At 62.1% G+C, this 20,542-nt stretch carries 12 protein-coding genes and 3 rRNA genes; 5 read left to right on the plus strand and 10 right to left on the minus strand.

The window, feature by feature from the left end; genetic code table 11:
- Positions 1-4 precede the first annotated feature (4 nt).
- Complete coding sequence (glgP, locus tag B4383_RS04485) at positions 5-2,623, minus strand: alpha-glucan family phosphorylase (RefSeq protein ID WP_078289036.1); 2,619 nt, start codon at positions 2,621-2,623, stop codon at positions 5-7.
- Between the two features lie 75 nt (positions 2,624-2,698).
- Here glgP and B4383_RS04490 point away from each other — a divergent pair, with 75 nt between their 5' ends.
- From B4383_RS04490 to B4383_RS04500, 3 genes are read left to right on the plus strand one after another with little or no spacing between them, the layout of a single operon-like run.
- Positions 2,699-4,771, plus strand: coding sequence for a maltotransferase domain-containing protein (locus B4383_RS04490; RefSeq protein WP_078289089.1), 2,073 nt, complete (start codon positions 2,699-2,701; stop codon positions 4,769-4,771).
- Positions 4,772-4,773: 2 nt separating this feature from the next.
- Entirely contained in the window at positions 4,774-6,975 is a 2,202-nt protein-coding gene (gene glgB / locus B4383_RS04495; RefSeq protein WP_078289039.1) for a 1,4-alpha-glucan branching protein GlgB, read from the plus strand.
- A 51-nt stretch (positions 6,976-7,026) separates the two neighbouring features.
- Complete coding sequence (locus tag B4383_RS04500; RefSeq protein WP_078289042.1) at positions 7,027-8,481, plus strand: neutral zinc metallopeptidase; 1,455 nt, start codon at positions 7,027-7,029, stop codon at positions 8,479-8,481.
- Positions 8,482-8,505: 24 nt separating this feature from the next.
- Here B4383_RS04500 and B4383_RS04505 read toward each other — a convergent pair whose 3' ends face one another.
- The 3 genes from B4383_RS04505 to B4383_RS04515 all read right to left on the minus strand — a co-directional run bounded on the left by B4383_RS04505 (position 8,506) and on the right by B4383_RS04515 (position 11,064).
- A complete protein-coding gene (locus tag B4383_RS04505; RefSeq protein WP_078289092.1) occupies positions 8,506-9,435 on the minus strand; it encodes a tetratricopeptide repeat protein in 930 nt (309 codons plus the stop codon).
- Positions 9,436-9,469: 34 nt separating this feature from the next.
- A complete protein-coding gene (locus B4383_RS04510) occupies positions 9,470-9,823 on the minus strand; it encodes a DUF3817 domain-containing protein (protein ID WP_078289045.1) in 354 nt (117 codons plus the stop codon).
- Between the two features lie 62 nt (positions 9,824-9,885).
- A complete protein-coding gene (locus tag B4383_RS04515; RefSeq protein ID WP_078289047.1) occupies positions 9,886-11,064 on the minus strand; it encodes an acetyl-CoA C-acetyltransferase in 1,179 nt (392 codons plus the stop codon).
- A gap of 60 nt (positions 11,065-11,124) precedes the next feature.
- On the opposite strand from B4383_RS04515, the gene mce reads away from it, so the two are divergent.
- Positions 11,125-11,598 carry a methylmalonyl-CoA epimerase gene (gene mce, locus B4383_RS04520; protein ID WP_078289050.1) on the plus strand — a complete coding sequence of 158 codons (474 nt, stop codon included), beginning with the start codon at positions 11,125-11,127 and terminating at the stop codon, positions 11,596-11,598.
- Here mce and B4383_RS04525 read toward each other — a convergent pair.
- Positions 11,595-11,900, minus strand: coding sequence for a hypothetical protein (locus B4383_RS04525; RefSeq protein WP_078289053.1), 306 nt, complete (start codon positions 11,898-11,900; stop codon positions 11,595-11,597). The two genes, mce and B4383_RS04525, sit on opposite strands and share 4 nt — an antisense overlap.
- Positions 11,901-11,929: 29 nt before the next feature.
- A complete protein-coding gene (gene nucS, locus B4383_RS04530) occupies positions 11,930-12,619 on the minus strand; it encodes an endonuclease NucS (RefSeq protein WP_078289056.1) in 690 nt (229 codons plus the stop codon).
- Positions 12,620-12,655: 36 nt separating this feature from the next.
- On the opposite strand from nucS, the gene B4383_RS04535 reads away from it, so the two are divergent.
- Positions 12,656-14,266, plus strand: a complete 1,611-nt coding sequence (locus B4383_RS04535; RefSeq protein ID WP_078289058.1) for an adenylate/guanylate cyclase domain-containing protein — start codon at positions 12,656-12,658, stop codon at positions 14,264-14,266.
- 17 nt (positions 14,267-14,283) lie between these two features.
- Here B4383_RS04535 and B4383_RS04540 read toward each other — a convergent pair whose 3' ends face one another.
- The 4 genes from B4383_RS04540 to B4383_RS04555 form a co-directional block, all read right to left on the minus strand.
- Positions 14,284-15,153: a DUF4436 domain-containing protein gene (locus B4383_RS04540; RefSeq protein WP_078289061.1), complete on the minus strand. Its 870-nt coding sequence runs from the start codon at positions 15,151-15,153 to the stop codon at positions 14,284-14,286.
- Between the two features lie 94 nt (positions 15,154-15,247).
- Positions 15,248-15,364: ribosomal RNA gene (gene rrf / locus B4383_RS04545) — 5S ribosomal RNA — on the minus strand.
- A gap of 80 nt (positions 15,365-15,444) precedes the next feature.
- Positions 15,445-18,560, minus strand: a 23S ribosomal RNA gene (locus B4383_RS04550).
- 296 nt (positions 18,561-18,856) lie between these two features.
- Positions 18,857-20,372: ribosomal RNA gene (locus B4383_RS04555) — 16S ribosomal RNA — on the minus strand.
- Together the 16S, 23S and 5S rRNA genes form the textbook arrangement of a ribosomal RNA operon.
- Positions 20,373-20,542 lie beyond the last annotated feature (170 nt).

The following is a 20,542-nucleotide window of genomic DNA, read 5'->3' on the forward strand; positions in this document are numbered from 1 at the left end:
GCTCCTAGTGCTCCAGATCGCTGGCCGCCAGCACCGAGAGGCCCAGCTCGCTGTCGCCGGCCAATAGCGGATGGTGCGGAAGCACCCGCACCGTGTAGCCCACAGATCCGGAGACCGGCAACGTGGTCGTGACGGAGAACGTCTCCACGCCTCCATCGCGGCTGCCCGTGTGCGTCATCGGGATGATCTCCGAGTCAGAGAGCTTGTCGTCCAGGTCAACTCGACCGATCACGGCCTGCACCGCAACCTCCGACGGGGCCAGCCCGGACAGCTGAACCGACGCGGTGAGCGTCAACGGCGATCCCAACAGCGGAGTGTCGGGCAGTCCCGAACTGTCGACGTCGGTGATGACCAGCGACGGCCACACCTGCTGCACCCGCTCCCGATAACGCGCCAGCTCCTTGGCCGGGGCAAACGAAGAATCGGGACCGACGGTGGCGCGCAGCGATTTTGCCGCGGGAGCGTAGTAGCCCACGGTGTAGTCACGAACCATTCTGGATGCCAACACCTTGGGACCCAACTTCTCCAGGGTGTGACGAACCATCTCTACCCAGCGCTGCGGTGTGCCGTGTTCATCACGTTCGTAGAACTTGGGCGCAACCTTCTGCGCCAGCAGCTCGTACAGCGCCGCGGCCTCCAGGTCGTCGCGTCGGGCGTCATCGGTGACCCCGTCGGCCGTCGGTATCTCCCAACCGTTTTCGCCGTCGTACCACTCATCCCACCACCCATCGCGGATGGACAGGTTGAGCCCGCCGTTGAGCGCGCTCTTCATCCCGGAGGTCCCGCACGCCTCCAGCGGACGCAGCGGGTTGTTCAGCCACACATCGCAGCCGAAGTACAGGTAGCGGGCCATCGACATGTCGTAATCGGGCAGGAAGGTGATCCGGTGTCGCACATCGGCCTGATCGGCGAATTTGACGATCTGCTGGATGAGCCCCTTGCCACCATCGTCGGCGGGATGCGACTTGCCGGCCACGATCAGCTGCACCGGCTGCTTCTCGTCGAGGAGCAACTCACGCAATCGCTCCGGATCGCGCAGCATCAGGGTGAGCCGCTTGTACGTCGGGACGCGACGCGCGAAGCCGATGGTCAACACAGCCGGGTCGAAGGCACTGTCCACCCAGCCCAATTCGGCCTCGGCAGCACCTCGCTGCAGCCACGACGCGCGTATCCGCCGCCGCACATCCTGGATCAGCTGCTCTCGCAGCTGCGACCGGATCCACCAGATGTGCCCGGGATCCACCTCGTGAATGCGCTCCCATCCGCTGGCATCGTTGAACGCCTCGGCGCCGACGAGCTGCTGCCCCAACTCCAACCACTGCGGCGACGCCCACGTGGGCGCGTGCACGCCGTTGGTGATCGACCCGATGGGGACCTCCGCGGCATCGAAGGACGGCCACAATCCATTGAACATCGACCGGCTCACTTGGCCGTGCAACAGCGATACGCCGTTGGCGCGCTGTGCCAGGCGCAGCCCCATATGGGCCATGTTGAACGTGGACGGATCGTCCTCCGCGCCCAGGGCAAGGATGCGATCCACCGGCACCCCGGGCAGCAGCGTGGAATCACCGGATTCCCCGAAGTACCGGCGCACCAAGTCCACGGGGAATCGGTCGATGCCCGCGGGAACCGGTGTGTGCGTGGTAAACACGGTGCTGGACCGGACCACCGTCAAGGCTGTTTCGACATCCAGTCCGTGCTGCCCGATGTACTCACGGATGCGCTCCAGCCCCAGGAACCCGGCATGGCCCTCGTTGGTGTGGAACACCTCCGGAGCCGGCACCCCGGCGGAGGCGACGTACGCACGAATGGCGCGCACACCGCCGATACCGGCCAGAATCTCCTGCTTGATGCGGTGGTCCTGATCACCGCCGTACAGCCGGTCGGTGACATAACGCAGTTCCCGATCGTTCTCGGCGATATCTGAGTCCAAGAGCAACAACGGAATCCGGCCCACCTGAGCAACCCAGATCCGCGCCGAGAGCACTCTGTCCTGCGGCATCGGCACCGTGATCAGGATGGGGGTGCCATCCTCATGCGCCAGCAGCCGCAGCGGCAAACCGGCCGGGTCGATCAACGGATACTGCTCGGTCTGCCAGCCATCGGCGGTCAACGACTGCCGGAAGTATCCGGACCGGTAGTGCAATCCGACCGCGATGAGCGGCAGACCCAGGTCGGAGGCGGCCTTGAGGTGATCGCCGGCCAGAATGCCCAGACCGCCGGAGTAGTTCGGCAGCACCTCAGAGACGCCGAACTCCATCGAGAAGTAGGCGATTGCGGTGGGCAGGCCGGACGTCTCGGCGGGGTCGTCGCCGGTTCGCTCCAGCTGGCGCTGGTACCACATCGGCCGGTTCAGGTAGTCATGCAAATCACCCGCCAGGGCGGCCACCCTGTCGACAAAGCCGTCGGCGGCTGCCAGTTCGTCGAGCCGCTGCGCCGGGACCGACCCCATCACCGCGACCGGATCATGGTTGGTCTGGTCCCACAGTTGGTGGTCGATATCGGCGAAGAGATCGCGGGTCGGCTGGTGCCACGACCAGCGCAGGTTGTTCGATAACTCACCCAGCGCCGCCAACCGCTCCGGAAGATGGGCGCGAACCGTGAATCGACGTAGGGCTTTCACCCTTCAGAACCTTACTGAGATTTCGGTTGAGCGCATGTCCGGCGGCAAGATAGGCCGTCTACTACGGTGGACGTGGTGACCGGACGCATAGGCATCGACGATGTCGCCCCCGCGATCTCCGGTGGACGCTATCCGGCCAAGGCCGTCGTGGGTGAGGTCGTGCCAGTGGCGGCAACCGTATGGCGGGAAGGTCACGAGGCGGTCGCCGCGACCCTGGTGGTGCGCTGCCTGGGCCCCAGCTATCCGCAGCTCGCGGAGGGCCCGCTGCGCCGCATCTCGGCCCCTCGCGACAAGGACACGAGCGCGACGCGCATCAAACCGCTGCATGTTCAGATGCAGCCGGGCGGCGCACTCGATCGTTTCCACGCCAGCTTCGTCCCGGACCGGCAGGGGCTCTGGACCTTCCGGGTCGACGGATGGGGTGACCCGATCGCGACCTGGCGCCACAACGTAGAGGCCAAACTGGAGGCCGGGCAGGGTGCCGCCGAATTGGCCAACGATCTGGAGATCGGTGCGCGACTGTTCGAGCGTGCAGCGGCCGGAGTGCCACGCAAGCGCCGCAAGCCCCTCCTGGACTCGGCGGAAGCGCTGCGCACCCAGGACGATCCAGGAGCACGGTTCCAACACGCGCTCTCCGACGAGGTGCAGGCGCTACTCGCCGAGTTCCCGCTGCGCGACCTGCTCACGCGCGGGACCCAGTACGGCGTCTGGGTCGATCGCACCCGCGCGTTGTATGGCTCCTGGTACGAGCTGTTCCCGCGTTCCACCGGTGGAGTAGGGCCGGACGGACGCGCCATGCATGGCACTCTGGCGACGGCGGCCGCGGATCTGGCACGGGTCGCCGCCATGGGATTCGATGTGGTCTACCTACCGCCGATTCATCCGATCGGTGAGATAAACCGTAAGGGCCGCAACAATAATCCGGTCGCCGAGCCCGGTGAGGTGGGTTCACCGTGGGCCATCGGAAGCGCCGCGGGCGGCCACGACGCTATCCACCCCGAGCTCGGAACCGTCAAAGACTTCGACCGATTCGTCTCCACGGCACGCAAGCTGGGCCTGGAAGTAGCACTGGACTTGGCGCTGCAATGCGCGCCAGATCATCCCTGGGTGGACGCGCATCCCGAGTGGTTCACAGAGCTCCCCGACGGCACCATCGCCTACGCGGAAAATCCTCCGAAGAAGTATCAGGACATCTATCCCCTGAACTTTGACACCGATCCAGCGGGCCTATACACCGAGGTACTGCGCGTGGTGCAGCACTGGATTGCCCACGGCGTCAAGATATTCCGGGTGGATAACCCGCACACCAAGCCCCCCGACTTCTGGCAGTGGCTGATCGGTGAGGTCAAGGCGGCCGATCCCGACGTCCTGTTTCTTTCCGAAGCATTCACCCGCCCAGCCCGGCTCTACGGCCTGGCCCGGCTCGGCTTCACCCAGTCGTACACCTACTTCACCTGGCGCACCGCAAAATCCGAGATCGCCGACTTCGGCAGAGAGATCGCCGCGCAGGCGGATGTGGCGCGCCCGAATCTCTTCGTCAACACCCCCGACATCTTGCATGCCAGCCTCCAACACGGCGGGCCGGGCATGTTCGCCATCCGCGCCGTCCTCGCCGGCACCTTGAGCGCCACCTGGGGCGTGTACTCCGGATACGAACTCTACGAACATGTTCCGCTGCGCGAGGACAGCGAGGAATATCTGGACTCGGAGAAGTATCAGCTGCGCCCCCGCGACTACAAGGGCGCCGTCACGCGCGGCGAATCATTGGAGCCGTTCATTACTCGACTCAACGAAATCCGGCGACTGCATCCCGCCCTGCATCAGCTGCGCAACATCACCTTCCACCACGTGGAAAACGACGCTCTGCTGGCGTATTCCAAGTTCGACCCGGTAACCGGCGACGCCGTCCTGGTCATCGTGAATCTCAACCCCTTCGGCCCCGAGGATGGCACCATCTGGCTCGACCTGCCCGCGCTCGGCCTGGACTGGCACGAAACCTTCTGGGTGCGTGACGAACTCACTGGTGAGCAGTATCGATGGGGACAGGCAAACTACGTACGACTCGACCCGCCCAAAGCCGTCGCCCACATTCTCAACCTGCCGCAAGTTCGTGAACAGGCCCGAGCGCACCTGGTGTTCCGCCCGTGACCATGCCCGCGACCTTCGCGAAGCCCGACGCCGCCGATATCGCCAGATTAGTGGCGGGAACCCATCACAACCCGCATTCGGTCCTCGGGGCGCACGAGTATTCGCACCCGGGCGGTAAGGGGCACACCGTCATTCGAGCGTTCAAGCCCAGCGCAACCGCGGTCGCCGCGGTAGTGGGCGAGGAACTCCACCCGATGACCCACCTCGGATCGGGATTGTTCGTGGTGGCGTTGCCCTTCCTAAACCTCCTCGACTACCGCCTCGACGTCGACTACGGTGACACCTCGCTTATCACCGCCGACGCGTATCGATTCCTGCCCACGCTCGGCGAAGTAGACTTACACCTGTTCAACGAGGGCCGCCACGAGCGGCTCTGGGAAATCCTTGGTGCGCATCCGCGCTCATTCGTCACCGCGGACGGCGAGGTGAGCGGCATCTCCTTTGCGGTGTGGGCACCCAACGCGCACGGAGTCTCGGTGATCGGCGATTTCAACGGGTGGAACGGCAACGACGCCCCCATGCGAACCCTGGGATCGTCCGGAGTCTGGGAACTGTTCTGGCCGGGCATGACGCTCGGCGCCCTGTACAAGTTCCGCGTGCATGGCGCCGACGGGTCGGTGACCGATCGCGCCGACCCCTTCGCGTTCGCCACCGAACTGCCACCGGCCACTGCCTCGCGGGCCACCGCCTCGTCGTACTCTTGGGAGGACGGCGAATGGATGTCCCGGCGCAGCACCCGCAATCCCGTGTTCGAACCGATGAGCACCTACGAGGTGCATCTGGCATCGTGGCGCCCCGGACTCTCCTACCGCCAACTGGCCCACGAGCTCACCGAATACATACTGGCTCAAGGGTTCACTCACGTCGAGCTGCTACCAGTGGCCGAACATCCCTTCGGTGGATCCTGGGGCTACCAGGTGACCTCGTACTACGCTCCCACCTCGCGATTCGGCACGCCCGACGACTTTCGGTACCTGGTCGATGCCCTGCACCGGGCCGGAATCGGCGTCATCGTCGACTGGGTACCCGCGCACTTTCCCAAGGACGCGTGGGCGCTGGCGCGTTTCGACGGGACACCCTTGTATGAGCATGCCGACCCGCACCGCGGCGAGCAGTTGGACTGGGGTACATATGTTTTCGACTTCGGGCGCCCGGAGGTACGCAACTTCCTGGTCGCCAATGCCCTGTTCTGGCTCGATCAGTTCCATATCGACGGGCTGCGGGTGGACGCCGTCGCATCGATGCTCTACCTCGACTATTCACGCCCCGTGGGCGGCTGGACGCCCAACATTCACGGCGGCCGCGAAAATCTCGAAGCGGTGCAATTCCTTCAGGAGATGAACGCCACCGTCCACAAGCTGCATCCCGGAATTGTCACGGTGGCCGAGGAATCCACGTCGTGGCCGGGCGTCACCCGGGCTACCAGCCTTGGCGGCCTTGGCTTTTCCATGAAATGGAACATGGGGTGGATGCACGACACCCTGGGCTACCTCGGGCGCGATCCCATTCACCGCAGCTTCCATCACCACGAGATGACCTTCTCGATGCTGTACGCCTTCAGCGAGAACTTCGTGCTGCCCATCAGCCATGACGAGGTGGTGCACGGCAAGGGCACGCTGTGGACCCGCATCCCCGGTGACGACCACGCCAAGGCCGCCGGGCTGCGCTGTCTGCTGGCCTACATGTGGGCACATCCCGGAAAGCAGTTGCTGTTCATGGGGCAGGAGTTCGGTCAGCGGGCCGAATGGTCCGATGAACGCGGTGTCGACTGGTTCCAGCTGGGCGAAGACGGGTATTCGTCGGGAATCGCGGCGCTGACTGCAGATCTGAATTCCGCATACCGACAGCGTCGCGCGCTGTGGTCCCAAGACACCGCACCCCAAGGGTATTCGTGGATCGATGCCAACGATTCGGCGAACAACGTGCTGAGCTTCCTGCGCTTCGGTGATGACGGTTCGGTGCTGGCATGCATCTTCAATTTCGCGGGTGTAGAGCACAGCAGCTACCGGGTGGGGTTGCCGCTGACCGGTCGCTGGCGTGAGCTCATCAACACCGACGCACTGCAGTACCACGGCAGCGGGGTCGGGAATCTGGGCGAGGTGATCGCCGCGGCGAACCCGTGGCACGGCCGCCCGGCCTCGGCCACGCTGGCACTGCCACCCGCCGCTGCGATCTGGCTGGAACCCGTCTCAGAGGACCTGTAGACAACATTAGGATGCGCTAAACGCAAACTCGCGTAACGAGGGGGTGGCTCGATGTCCAAACGCTGGATGGCACTGCTGGTGGGGCTGGTGCTGGTGATCACATCGTGTGGCCGTCCGCTCGGTGGGCAACCTCAATCCATCTACGCGGATCCGCTGCGTGTGGCGGGCATGCCCGCGGTCGATGGCCCCTCCGGCATGAAACCCGGAGTGCAGGTCCCCAAGCGCAAGATCGAGAACACCGACAACGGCGAGATCGATGATTACGTCAAGGTCTCCCTGGCGGACATCGAGGATTTCTGGACGCAGTTTTACGGCGATTCGTTCGCGAACTTCCGGCCCGTGTCCCGCCTCATCTCTGCCGACTCGCGCAAGAACAACCGCGACCTCGAGTTCTGCGGGGGCAACCTGACCGACTTCATCAACGCCGCGTTCTGCCCACTGGACAACTCATTCGCCTGGGATCGCGGTCAGCTGTTCCCCTACCTGCGCAAGCAAATGGGCGATATGGCCATGAACACCGTCATGGCCCACGAGTACGGACACTCGATCCAGTTCCATGCCCAGCTCATCAATCCGATCGACGATCCGAAGATGAGCAAGGACCAGGTCGAGTACCTCATGGACCTGAACCAGGAGCAGCAGGCCGACTGCTTCGCCGGGGCATACCTGCGCTGGGTCACTCAGGGCGATTCGCCGCGGTTCACCCTGAACACCGCCGACGGGCTCAACAAGGTGATGGCCGCGATGATCGCGATCCGCGACAACGACACCAGCAAGAAGTGGGCCATCCACGGCTCGGCATTCGAACGGGTGTCGGCCTTCCAGTTCGGTTTCACCGACGGCCCGATGGCATGCAAGCGCATCGATTCCCAAGAGATTCTCAAGCGCCGCGGTGAACTGCCGAAGGGGCTGGGCGTGGGTCCAAACGGCGACAACTGGCCGATCAACCCGGACACCATCGACGCGGTGCTCGCCGCGGCTTCGCAGGTGTTCCCCATGGACAACCCGCCCAAGACGGTTTATGGCGACGGGAAATGCGCGGACGGTTCGGGGACGGCGCCGACTTCGTTCTGCCCCAAGGACAACACGATTGCCCTGGACCCGAAGGCCCTGCAGAAGATGGCCACCCCGTCGTCGGACCGGGCGTTGTTCTCCGCGCAAGTGAACGGCGACTATTCGGCGTTCAGTGTGATTGTCTCGCGCTACGCGCTGGCGGCACAGAAGGCCGCGGGGTTGGAAACTGAAGGCATCATGACGGGGCTGCGCACCGCATGCCTGACGGGATACTTCACCTCGCGCGCCGCGGGCAGGGGCATCGTGACTCCCCGCGCGCCTGTCATCCTCTCCGGCGGCGACCTCGACGAGGCCGTCTCCGAATTGCTTTCCAGCGGTAGGGCTTCCAGTGACGTGAAGGGCCAGACGGCGCCGGCTGGGTTCTCCCGTATCGACGCCTATCGGATAGGCGTACTGGGCAATGACCAGACCTGCGCCAAGCGCTTCCCGTAGTTACGGGGGCCCGTCAACACCGAGCTAGAACAGGGCGTTGGCGAGCTTGCGCCGCCCGGCGACCACCGCAGGATCGGCAGGGTCAAACAACTCGAACAGCTCGATCAGGCGGGCGCGCACCGTGGCCCGATCATCATCGGATGTCGCACGAACAAGCGCGACCAGCCGGTCGAAGGCCGAATCTGGCTGCTGCGAAAGCACTTCCACGTCGGCGGCGGCTAACCCCGCCGCGATATCGCCGGGTGTGGCATCGGCGACGGCCACCGCATCTTGAGGCTGGGTCGTCGCACGGATCAGGAACTCGATCTGGCGCACCGACGCGGCCGCCTCGGCCGCCACCGCACCGGTGGCGCCGCCGTCCAGCAGGGCCTGATAGGCGGCGCTGGCCGCCGCGAAATCTCCGGAGTCCAAAGCATCACGGGCAGCCGCGAGCGCCGGGTCCGTGTTGTCTTCGGGCTCGTCGACGTCCCCACCCTCCGGCCCAGCGGCATCGGGCAACTTGCCGGCGACGGCGTCAACAATCGAGTCGAGCCAACGCCGCAGCTGATCAGCCGGTTGCGGTCCCGCGAAGCTGGTGAGGGGCCGCCCCGCCGCCACTGCCACCACGGTGGGCACAGCCTGCACGCCAAAAGCCTGTGCGATCTGCGGGCTGGTGTCGACATTAACCCTGGCGAGGGTCCACGTGCCGTTGTCCTCTGCGACCAGGTCGCCCAGTGTGGCGGCGAGCGCTGCGGAGGCCTCGCTGCGCGGCGATCCCAGAAGCACGATGACCGGTACGCGATTGGACCGCGCCAGCACCTCGGCTTCGAGATTCGCCTCGGTTACCTCGACGGTCCATTCACCTCCGGCCGAGGGCTCGCGGGGTGCTGCGGACTCCTGCGCGCGCTGCTTGAGAGCGGAGAGGTCGACAGCTCCGGACATGGCCGCAGCCATCGCGGGACGTGGTCGGGTCACGCTCTCCAGTCTGTCACGGCTCGCGGCTTCCGCACTACGGCGCTGCGTCACCTGTCGGCGCCGCGCCCGCGACGGGCAACTTACCCGCCTTATCAGCCCATATGACAAAGATCACACTGCATAATGGGGCAACCCCAGCTAACAGTGCGAGCAACCAGGCGAGCGGGTTCCAGCGGTACTCACGCCCGGCCAGGAACCCCACCACCAAGTACGCGATGAAGACGACGCCGTGGATCCAACCGAAGACCTTCACGCCGATTTCATTGCCCGGATCCGGCACGTACTTGAAGAACATCCCCGTGAGCAGACCCGCCCAGCTGACGGCCTCAAGCAACGCGATGGCGCGGAACCTGCTGGCGGTGCTACGCAGGTCGAAAAGCTGTGTCATGCCCTCAGTCTGCCCGATGGGGTGCCCGACACCTCAGCGGACCTACTACAGCGCGTCGTAAATCACACCCGCACGATCAAGGCGTCACCTTGACCGCCACCGCCGCACAGTGCGGCCACACCGATTCCACCGCCGCGGCGCTTGAGCTCCTGCGCCAGATGCAGGGTGATCCGGGCACCGGACATCCCGATGGGGTGCCCGATAGCGATCGCGCCGCCGTTGACATTGACCTTGGCCGGATCGATTCCCAGGTCCTTGATCGAGGCCAAGCCCACCAGCGCGAAGGCCTCATTGATCTCGACTAGGTCGAGCTGATCGGGGGAAATCCCTTCCCGCTCGCAGGCCTTCCGAATGGCGTTGGCCGGCTGCAGCTGCAAGCTGGAATCGGGGCCGGCGACAACACCGTGTGCACCGATCTCGGCGATCCACTCCAGCCCCTCGCGCTCCGCGCGCTCCTTACTCATCACCACCACCGCGCAGGCGCCATCGGAGATCGGCGAGGACGACCCCGCAGTGATGGTGCCGTCCTTGCTGAACGCCGGACGCAGTCCGGCCAGTGACGCGGCAGTGGTGTCGGCACGGATGCCTTCGTCCTCGGCGAACTCGATCGGATCACCCTTGCGCTGCGGGATCTGAACCGAGACCACCTCGTCGACGAAGACGCCGTCCTTCCAGGCGCGGGCAGCATTCTGATGGGAACGCGCCGCGAACTCGTCCTGCTCCTCGCGGGTGAACTTGTCGGAGACGTTGCGCTGTTCGGTGAGGATTCCCATCGCCTGGTCGGTGAAGGCGTCGTGCAGACCGTCGAAGGCCATGTGATCAACAAGCGTCACGTCGCCGTACTTGAACCCGAACCGGCTCTTGGGCAGCAGATGCGGGGCGTTGGTCATGGACTCCTGTCCACCGGCGACGACGACCTCGAACTCACCGGCCCGAATCAGCTGGTCAGCCAGGGCGATGGCATCGACACCGGAAAGGCACACCTTGTTGATGGTGAGCGCCGGGACGTCCATACCAATTCCGCCGGCAACCGCCGCCTGGCGCGCCGGAATCTGGCCGGCACCAGCGGTGAGAACCTGGCCCATGATCACGTAGTCGACCGCAGACGGCGCCACCTTGGCCTTCTCGAGGGCGCCCTTGATGGCGATGCCACCCAGCTGAGCGCCCGAGAAGTCCTTCAGAGATCCCTGGAAGCGGCCAACGGGTGTACGCGCTCCAGCAACAATCACGGACGTGGTCATTGAGTCTCCTTAATGCTGCTGGAGTGGACGCCGTTTTCTGGAACGCGTTACCGTTGCGTTATGACGACATCGTCTCCTCTTGATGTTCCCTCGATCCTATCGACCGGTCTTGTGACCGCGATCGACCACGTGGGTATCGCGGTGCCTGACCTGGACGTCGCGATCGAGTGGTACCACGAGCACCTGGGCATGATCCTGGTGCACGAGGAGATCAACAAGAGCCAGGGAGTCCGCGAGGCGATGCTGTCTTTCCCCGGAGCAGAACCCGGCAGCGCCCAGATTCAGCTGATGGCCCCGCTCGATGAGTCCTCGCCTATCGCCAAGTTTCTGGACAAGAAGGGCCCCGGCCTGCAGCAGCTGGCCTACCGTGTCACCGATATCGACGCGCTGACCGATCAGCTGCGTGCCGCGGGAGTACGTGCGCTCTACGAGGAGCCGCGCGTCGGCACCGCGAACTCACGCATCAACTTCCTGCATCCCAAGGACACCGGCGGCGTACTCATCGAGCTCGTCCAGCCGACGCAGACGCACTAGCTCCAACGCCGCGTCGGGCTTCGATTCGCGCGGTTGCTCCAGCAGGGCGTATGCCAGTGGCGGCGGTCTTCTGCGCCCCTGTCTTGTCCCTCGGAGGCAGGCCACGCCACCACATGCGCTATCCCCACCCCGATCTCGTGATCACACCCGGGGCAGCGATAAATCTTGATCGCGCGCGCCGCGGCGATGCGCCGCACCTGGTAATCCAGACCGTCGGTCCCCTGTTCCACCTGATGCCCGCCGAGCGGCAGCGCAACCGCACGATCGGCGGCGGCGCGGCGCGGCGGATGTCGGCGGCCCATGCGGTGATTCTATGGACCGCGGTGCGATTTCAGAACAAACGGAATTCGTCTGAGTCCATTCCCCGCATGGCATCGTAATCCAGTGTGAGACAACGGATTCCTCGATCCTCGGCAAGAGTGCGAGCCTGCGGCTTGATCTGTTGCGCCGCGAAGACGCCGGCGACCGGCGCCAGCGTGGTGTCACGGTTGAGCAGTTCGAGGTAGCGGGTCAGCTGCTCGACACCATCGATCTCGCCGCGGCGCTTGATCTCCACCGCGACCGTCGCACCGTCGGCATCCCGGCACAGGAGGTCCACCGGCCCGATCGGAGTCATGTATTCGCGACGCACCAGTGTGTATCCCTCGCCGAGTAGCGCAACATGCTCTGCGAGCAACTCCTGCAAGTGCGCCTCCACACCATCCTTGACCAGCCCTGGGTCGACGCCGAGCTCATGTGCCGAGTCATGCTCGATGTTCTCGATGGTGATCCGTAGCTGCTCAGCGGCCTTGTTCTCCACTACCCATACGGTCGACGCTCCGCTCTCCTCCGAGCCCTCGCCCTGGGTTTCGGTGAGCCAGCATGGCGGGCTCATCCAGTTGAGCGGCTTATAGGCCCGGTCATCAGCGTGCACGCTCACCGAGCCGTCGGCCTTGATCAGCAAGAGCCTCTTGGCGGATGGCAGGTGGGCGGTCAACCGGCCGACATAATCAACCGTGCATTGAGCTACGACGAGACGCACCGGCTCACTGTATAGGGCGTTAGGCTGACCACAACTATGGCAAACGAGTCGATTCGCGCAGTGTCGCTGCGAGTGGGCCATGCCCTGGCCGCGATCACCGGGCAGACCGGCCGACTCGAGGCCGGCGACGGGTACGGGTCGTGGCTGCTGGGCCGCTATGACGAGAGCACACTCGTCCAGCGCATCCGCATCCAGCTGATGCTGACCGTATTCGTGGTGGCCGCCAACCTGATTGGTGTCGCCGTCGTCATCCTGCTGGTGCTCGTCGCGGTGCCCGATCCCAACGTCTTCGATGCACCCTGGTGGATCCAATTCGTGGTCGTTCCGGTGTACGTGACGCTCGCGGTGCTCATCGGCGCCGTGTGGGGTACCCGCCGGATCTTCAAGGTGGTGCGGTGGGCCATCGACGAACGCGAGCCGACCAAGGAGGACCAGCGCAACGCGTTTGCGGTCCCCCGGCGGCTGACGGTCGTCCAGGCGATTCTGTGGGCGGGCGGTACCGCCCTGTTCACCACGCTCTACGGGCTGCAGGATCCGCTCTACATCCCCAAGATCTTCTTCGCGGTGGGGTTCAGCGGTGTGGTGGTCTGTGCGGCGAACTACCTGTTCACCGAGTTCGCGATGCGTCCCGTCGCCGCCCGAGCACTCGAAGCGGGGTACCGCCGACGGCGGCTCGCCTCGGGAATCATGGTGCGCACCATGCTCGCCTGGCTCTTGGGATCCGGGGTGCCCGCCGTCGGCATCATGCTCGCTGGGGTCGGAGCGCTGATCTTCGGCAACTTCACGGTCAACCAGCTCGCGGTGGCGGTCATCATCCTCGCGTCATTCCCGGTGGTATTTGGTCTGATCCTCATCTGGATTGCATCCTGGATGACAGCCGCGCCCGTCAAAGAGGTGCAGGCCGCGCTCAAGCGCGTCGAACAGAATGATCTGGACGTCAATCTCGTCGTCTATGACGGTACCGAGCTGGGCGAGCTGCAAGCGGGCTTCAACACCATGGCAGAGGGCCTGCGTGAACGCGAGCGGGTCCGGGACCTCTTCGGCAAGCATGTCGGCCGCGAGGTCGCCGCCGCCGCCGAACTGCAACAGCCCGCGCTCGGCGGCGAGGAACGCCACGTCGCAGTGCTTTTCGCCGATATTGTCGGGTCTACCCAGCTGGCAGCCACTCGGCCGGCCATCGAAGTGGTCGCACTACTGAACCGATTCTTCACCGTCGTCGTCGAAGAAATCGACCGATACGAGGGCATGGTCAACAAGTTCGAAGGCGACGCCACCCTCGCGGTCTTCGGAGCTCCCGTCCGGCAGGACCGTCCCGAAAGCCAGGCACTCGCCGCGGCGCGAGCCATTGCCCGCCGGCTACGGACCGAGGTACCCGAATGCCAGGCAGGCATCGGCGTCGCCTCGGGGCAGGCGGTGGCCGGAAACGTCGGGGCCCACGATCGCTTCGAGTACACCGTGATCGGCGATCCCGTCAACGAAGCGGCTCGGCTCTGCGAGCTCTCCAAAGCGGTGCCGGGACGCTTGGTGGCCTCGGTCGATACCGTCTTGCGCGCACACCATCGGGAGGCGCTGCACTGGCGCTCGGGCGATACCGTGACGCTGCGCGGCCGGACGGAGCCCACCGAGCTTGCGGTACCTGTGGCCTAACGCGGCCGCGGCCCGACCTAGTCGGACTGCTTCCACCAGGCTTCGACATACAGCACCATCGCCACAACAAGTGCGATGAGCACCCACAGCACCAATGCCTGATCTATCCACGCTCCCGGCGGTGGCGCCCCGGGCAGGATGTTCCGCAACGGCACGATCGCGAACAGCATCGTTCCGAACCAGGTCATCAGCGGCGGGTGGAACTTCTTCCTCCCCTTCACCGTCTCAATCGCCACAATCAGGGCCATTGTCGGAAGGGTGATCAACACCAGACAGATGCCGACATCGAATGCCAGCGTGCCGCGAGCACGCACTAACGTAACCGTGGTCTGGTCGCCCTTGCCCGCAGGAGCCGGCGACGTCTCGGTCGACACGCGCCATCCGCCCAAGCTGCCGATCACTTCGATGCGCGCCGGTATCGGATGCCGACCTTCGCCGTTACCCACCATGACTTCCGCGCGCAAAGTCCCGGTGGAGTATTCGTCGAACGGCCATGACTGAGCGTCGCCCGTCGCCACCAGAGTGTCGTCCATGGCGGCAGGAACAGTGCCCCGCGGAAAATGCCGCTCCCCGTAATCCATGGAGGACACCAACCGCACGGACATGTCCGCGTTCAACAGCCCGAAGGCATCAAGTGTTGTTTTCGCCGGTAGCACCACAACTTCGGCGTCCAGCCGGTTGTTCACCGTGCGCAGGTCCTGGAGATCGATGACCACCACAGTCTCGTTGTCTCGGGATAGGTCCAGATCGGCCGACGGCGCGCCCGAATGATGATCCAGCATGCGATAGATGAGGAGAAAACCCACGTAGATGACCAGCACCAGTATCACTGCACCCACTGTGGTGGCGGCCGGCTTCAGCTTGAAGCGCCCCTTAAATGCCTGCACAGGATTCCTATCTCTACCGTCTCGCTATTTCAGAAATCTAGCAGTCAGAATATGAAAATACCCCCCAGTTTCCTGGGGGGTATTTCCAATTTATGTACGGCGGTGTCCTACTCTTCCGTTCCGTGTTAAGAACAGTACCATCGGCGCTGAGAGGCTTAGCTTCCGGGTTCGGGATGGGACCGGGCGTTTCCCTCTCGCTGTGGCCGCCGTAACTCTTTCGTGTGATTAACACACAAGTTATCTGGTGGTGGAGTGTGGTCGTCAAATGACGACGAATAGTGGTTGCGATTTATTAGTAAGTTTTCGGTCGATTAGTGCCAGTTCCCTGAACGTATTACTACGCTTACAGGTCTGGCCTATTGAACCCATAGTCTGTGGGTGACCTTATCCCTCTAAAAGGGTAAGAAACCTGGTCTTGGAATAGGTTTCCCGCTTAGATGCTTTCAGCGGTTATCCTGTCCGAACGTAGCTATCCAGCCGTGCTCCTGGTGGAACAACTGGTACACCAGAGGTTCGTCCGTCCCGGTCCTCTCGTACTAGGGACAGGTTTCCTCAAGTTTCTGACGCGCGCGGCGGATAGAGACCGAACTGTCTCACGACGTTCTAAACCCAGCTCGCGTGCCGCTTTAATGGGCGAACAGCCCAACCCTTGGGACCTGCTCCAGCCCCAGGATGCGACGAGCCGACATCGAGGTGCCAAACCATCCCGTCGATATGGACTCTTGGGGAAGATCAGCCTGTTATCCCCGGGGTACCTTTTATCCGTTGAGCGACACCCCTTCCACTCAGAGGTGCCGGATCACTAGTCCCGACTTTCGTCCCTGCTTGACTTGTAGGTCTCGCAGTCAAGCTCCCTTGTGCACTTGCACTCAACACCTGATTGCCGTCCAGGTTGAGGGAACCTTTGGGCGCCTCCGTTACATTTTGGGAGGCAACCGCCCCAGTTAAACTACCCACCAGGCACTGTCCCTGGACCGGATATACGGTCCGAGGTTAGAGGTTCAATACGATCAGAGTGGTATTTCAACGATGACTCCACAAACACTGGCGTGCCTGCTTCACAGTCTCCCACCTATCCTACACAAACCGAACCAAACGCCAATACCAAGCTATAGTGAAGGTCCCGGGGTCTTTTCGTCCTGCCGCGCGTAACGAGCATCTTTACTCGTAGTGCAATTTCGCCGAGTCTATGGTTGAGACAGTTGAGAAGTCGTTACGCCATTCGTGCAGGTCGGAACTTACCCGACAAGGAATTTCGCTACCTTAGGATGGTTATAGTTACCACCGCCGTTTACTGGGGCTTAAATTCTCCGCTTCACCCAAGGGTTAACGGGTCCTCTTAACCTTCCAGCACCGGGCAGGCGTCAGTCCGTATACATCGTCTTGCGACTTCGCACGGACCTGTGTTTTTAGTAAACAGTCGCTTCTCACTGGTCTCTGCGACCTCGTTCAGCTCACGGAGCAAGTCCGGTCACCAAGCGAGGTCCCCCTTCTCCCGAAGTTACGGGGGTATTTTGCCGAGTTCCTTAACCATAGTTATCTCGTACGCCTTAGTATTCTCTACCTGACCACCTGTGTTGGTTTGGGGTACGGGCCGTGTGTGAACTCACTAGAGGCTTTTTCTTGGCAGCATAGGATCACTGAATTCGCCTCAATCGGCTATGCGTCACCTCTCAGGCTTATGACATCCGGATTTACCTAGATGTCGCCCTACGGGCTTGCTCCGGTATAACCACTAACCGGTACAGCTACCTTCCTGCGTCACCCCATCGCTTGACTACTACCACCGAAGGTCCCACGCAGCGGGTTCACGTCGCACTCCGAAGAGATTGATCTAGAACCTTTTGGGTGGTTAGTACCGATGATTCATCATGGGCGCGCACACACGGGTACGGGAATATCAACCCGTTGTCCATCGACTACGCCTGTCGGCCTCGCCTTAGGTCCCGACTTACCCTGGGAGGACTAGCCTGGCCCAGGAACCCTTGGTCATTCGGCGGGCAAGTTTCTCACTTGCCTGTCGCTACTCATGCCTGCATTCTCACTCCCGCACCCTCCACTGCTGAATTACTTCGCAGCTTCGCTGGGTGCAGGACGCTCCCCTACCCATCCATGCCACTGCCCCGAAGGGAATGTATTGCATGAATGCCGCGGCTTCGGCGGTGTACTTGAGCCCCGCTACATTGTCGGCGCATAATCACTTGACCAGTGAGCTATTACGCACTCTTTCAAGGGTGGCTGCTTCTAAGCCAACCTCCTGGTTGTCTTCGCGACTACACATCCTTTTCCACTTAGTACACGCTTAGGGGCCTTAGCCGGCGATCTGGGCTGTTTCCCTCTCGACGTACGGAGCTTCTCCCCCGCCGTCTCACTGCCGCGCTCTAACTTATTGGCATTCGGAGTTTGGCTGACGTCAGTAACCTAGTAGGGCCCATCGGCCATCCAGTAGCTCTACCTCCAACAAGAAACACGCGACGCTGCACCTAAATGCATTTCGGGGAGAACCAGCTATCACGGAGTTTGATTGGCCTTTCACCCCTACCCACAGCTCATCCCCTCAGTCTTCAACCTAAGTGGGTTCGGGCCTCCACGGCGTCTTACCGCCGCTTCACCCTGGCCATGGGTAGATCACTCCGCTTCGGGTCCAGAACACGCCACTATGGGCGCCCTATTCAGACTCGCTTTCGCTACGGCTACCCCTCACGGGTTAACCTCGCGACGTGTCCCTGACTCGCAGGCTCATTCTTCAAAAGGCACGCCATCACCCCACGAGGAGGCTCTGACGGATTGTAGGCACATGGTTTCAGGTACTATTTCACTCCCCTCCCGGGGTACTTTTCACCATTCCCTCACGGTACTAATCCGCTATCGGTCACTAGAGAGTATTTAGGCTTACCGGGTGGTCCCGGCAGATTCACAGCAGATTCCACGAGCCCGCTGCTACTCGGGATGAAGTACGAGACAGGTGTCGGATTTTCGCGTACCGGACTCTCACCGTCTGCGGCGGGCCGTCCCAGACCACTTCCGCTAATCACGACACTTTTTTACTGTCCGCCGGTCTGGTAGAACCGGCAAGTACAACTCCCACAACCCCGCACACACAACCCCTACCAGGTATCACATGCATGCGGTTTAGCCATCTTCCGCTTTCGCTCGCCACTACTCACGGAATCACGGTTGTTTTCTCTTCCTACGGGTACTGAGATGTTTCACTTCCCCGCGTTTCCTCCCAAAGCCTATATATTCAGCAGTGGGTAACACGACATCACTCGTGCTGGGTTTCCCCATTCGGACATCCTCGGATCAAAGCTCGGTTGGCAGCTCCCCGAGGCTTATCGCAGCCTCCTACGTCCTTCATCGGCTTCTAGTGCCAAGGCATTCACCATGCGCCCTTAAGAACTTAGCTAATAAATTGCAAAAACCAGCCTCACTCGTAAACGAGCGAGGCTATGTTTAGATGCTCGCAACCACTATCCATAAGTCAAAGACCACACCCCACCACCAAGCAGGGTGACAACACAATGTGTTGCCTCAGGACCCAACAGTGTGCCAGCGCTTCAATTCTTATGACAGTCCGACGTTTTGCCGACTACCCATCCACGGGGTGGATAGGATTTATAAAACATATTCACCAAGCATGTATCCACTACAGACACTCGCTTTATGTTCCCAATTCATTCGACTGGGAAATGGTGCTCCTTAGAAAGGAGGTGATCCAGCCGCACCTTCCGGTACGGCTACCTTGTTACGACTTCGTCCCAATCGCCGATCCCACCTTCGACAGCTCCCTCCAAAAGGTTAGGCCACTGGCTTCGGGTGTTACCGACTTTCATGACGTGACGGGCGGTGTGTACAAGGCCCGGGAACGTATTCACCGCAGCGTTGCTGATCTGCGATTACTAGCGACTCCGACTTCATGGGGTCGAGTTGCAGACCCCAATCCGAACTGAGACCAGCTTTAAGGGATTCGCTCCACCTTGCGGCTTCGCAGCCCTCTGTACTGGCCATTGTAGCATGTGTGAAGCCCTGGACATAAGGGGCATGATGACTTGACGTCATCCCCACCTTCCTCCGAGTTGACCCCGGCAGTCTCCTACGAGTCCCCGGCATTACCCGCTGGCAACATAGGACAAGGGTTGCGCTCGTTGCGGGACTTAACCCAACATCTCACGACACGAGCTGACGACAGCCATGCACCACCTGCACGCAGGCCACAAGGGAATACCTATCTCTAGATACGTCCTGCGCATGTCAAACCCAGGTAAGGTTCTTCGCGTTGCATCGAATTAATCCACATGCTCCGCCGCTTGTGCGGGCCCCCGTCAATTCCTTTGAGTTTTAGTCTTGCGACCGTACTCCCCAGGCGGGGTACTTAATGCGTTAGCTACGGCACGGATCCCAAGGAAGGAAACCCACACCTAGTACCCACCGTTTACGGCGTGGACTACCAGGGTATCTAATCCTGTTCGCTACCCACGCTTTCGCTCCTCAGCGTCAGTTACTGCCCAGAGACCCGCCTTCGCCACCGGTGTTCCTCCTGATATCTGCGCATTCCACCGCTACACCAGGAATTCCAGTCTCCCCTGCAGTACTCTAGTCTGCCCGTATCGCCCGCACGCCCACAGTTAAGCTGTGGGTTTTCACGAACAACGTGACAAACCACCTACGAGCTCTTTACGCCCAGTAATTCCGGACAACGCTCGGACCCTACGTATTACCGCGGCTGCTGGCACGTAGTTGGCCGGTCCTTCTTCTGTAGGTACCGTCACTTTCGCTTCGTCCCTACTGAAAGAGGTTTACAACCCGAAGGCCGTCATCCCTCACGCGGCGTCGCTGCATCAGGCTTGCGCCCATTGTGCAATATTCCCCACTGCTGCCTCCCGTAGGAGTCTGGGCCGTATCTCAGTCCCAGTGTGGCCGGTCACCCTCTCAGGCCGGCTACCCGTCGTCGCCTTGGTGGGCCATTACCCCACCAACAAGCTGATAGGCCGCGGGCTCATCCCACACCGCAAAAGCTTTGCACCACTCACCATGAAGTGTGTGGTCCTATCCGGTATTAGACCCAGTTTCCCAGGCTTATCCCAGAGTGCAGGGCAGATCACCCACGTGTTACTCACCCGTTCGCCACTCGAGTACCCCGAAGGGCCTTTCCGTTCGACTTGCATGTGTTAAGCACGCCGCCAGCGTTCGTCCTGAGCCAGGATCAAACTCTCCAAACAAAAATTTAATCCCGACAAAACAACTGTCAAAAGAATTGTTATCGACATAAAATGTCTATATAAACACTGACACACTATTGAGTTCTCAAACAACACATTTATTTGTTCTGGCTATGAAATTCGGGAATTTCTTTCCCTTATTCTCGCCTCCGCCCTTTCAGGCGGCTCGG

The organism is Mycobacterium sp. D16R24, from assembly GCF_002013385.1.
Taxonomy (GTDB): domain Bacteria; phylum Actinomycetota; class Actinomycetes; order Mycobacteriales; family Mycobacteriaceae; genus Mycobacterium.